A 1,562-nucleotide genomic window follows, 5' to 3' on the forward strand; every position below is an offset into this window, starting at 1 on the left:
TCCCCGACAAAAGTCCCGCGATAAATTCCTGACCGCCTGCTACGTTTTATTCATGAAGGCCGCGTTTCACTTTTCCTTCACACGGGCGCGATATGCTCGAGGCACTGGTCATTTGGCCGGGCTATTTTCAAGCGGGCAGCAGGGGGTGACACGATGGACGACTATCAAGAAGAACTGCTCGAATTCCAGGCGTTTGAACTGGATCAGCCAGAGCCAGCCGAAGACGCCACCGAGTTGTAAGGTGTCAGGCGCTTTTGCGGTGACTGCGGCGAAACTCACCGGGGGTCTGACCGCTCCAGCGTTTGAAGGCGCGCTGAAACGCCTCGGCTGAAGCAAAGCCCAGCAGGTAGGCGATCTCGCCGAACGCCAGTTCGGTGTCGCGGATGTAGGTCATTGCCAGATCGCGGCGGGTGTCGTTGAGGATCGCGCGAAACTGCGTGCCTTCCTCGGCCAGTTTGCGCCGTAATGTCCAGGTTGGCAGCTTAAGGCGCGCCGCCACTTCTTCCAGGTCGGGTTCCCGGCCACCGTTGAGCAACGGCCCCAACAGTTGAGTGATGCGTTCGCGCAGGCTGCGGGTGCGGGTCAATTGCTCCAGTTCCCGTTCACATAGCGCGAGCAAGTGTTTCCAGGTACTCGGGCAGTGTTCCGGGTTGCGCAGGGCCAGGCTGGTGAGGCTCAGCCGCAGTTGATTGCGCTCGGCGCCGAACTGGATCGGGCAGTCGCCCAGCACGCTGTAGGCGTCGCGATAGTCGGGCTCGTCGAACTCGATGTCGATACGTTCGGCGCGCAGTGGCTCGCGGCCGACGCTGGACAGCTGATGCAACCAGCCCGCAATGATCGAATCCACCACGAAGCGGTTGTAGGCGTTGTACGGGCTGATCGAATAAAAGCGCAGCCAGGCGCCATGGGCGTCTTCGTGAAAGCTCGATTGGCCGCGATAGTTGGAGCCGTACAACGGCTCGAAGCGGATCAGGCAACGGGCCGCTTCGCGCACGGTTGGCGCTTGCGCGGCGGTGACTCCGGCCAGCCCGGCCTGGCTCAGGCGGCTGAGCTGGCCCATGCGCAGGCCCAGCGCCGGATCGCCGGTCAACTGAATCGCGCTGTGCCCCAGACGCATGTAACGCGGGATTGAAAGCCGCGCACCGGCCTCGGCCAAACGGGCGGTGTCCAGACCATATTGTTCCAGCAGCGGTTGCGGATCGGCGTCATGGCTGCGCACGGCATCAGCCAGGCTGTGAACGAAGCCTACCGACAGGTCCCCAAGGCGCATCGGCAGCGGCTTCACGGTTTACAACCAGATGTTCAGCAGGCGCGCGCCACGGGCTTCGCCATCGGCGAATTGCTGGCCGTTGCTGCTGAGGAAGCTTTGCCCGGCTCCGGGCTTGTCCCAGAACTGGCCGCGCAGGAATACGCTCATGCCGGCGATCGCACGGCTGCTCGGCGGTTGCGCGGTCAGCGTCAGGCGATGCCACGCCTGACCTTCACTGATTTCCCCCGGCTTGAGGCTGACCGAGCCCGGTGTGCTCGACCCCTTGTAGCCGGCCCACGGCTGATTCCAGGCT

1 protein-coding gene and 1 pseudogene are annotated in these 1,562 nt (G+C 63.3%); both read right to left on the reverse strand.

Going from position 1 to position 1,562, the window contains the following annotated elements; all coding sequences use genetic code 11:
* Positions 1 to 244 precede the first annotated feature (244 nt).
* Positions 245 to 1,285 carry an AraC family transcriptional regulator gene (locus tag DBR18_RS17850; RefSeq protein ID WP_108591301.1) on the reverse strand — a complete coding sequence of 347 codons (1,041 nt, stop codon included), beginning with the start codon at positions 1,283 to 1,285 and terminating at the stop codon, positions 245 to 247.
* Positions 1,286 to 1,288: 3 nt separating this feature from the next.
* Positions 1,289 to 1,562 (reverse strand): annotated as a pseudogene (locus DBR18_RS29410) (carbon-nitrogen hydrolase family protein); the annotation flags it as partial.

The sequence above is a fragment of the Pseudomonas sp. HMWF021 genome (genome assembly GCF_003061005.1).
Lineage (GTDB): Bacteria > Pseudomonadota > Gammaproteobacteria > Pseudomonadales > Pseudomonadaceae > Aquipseudomonas.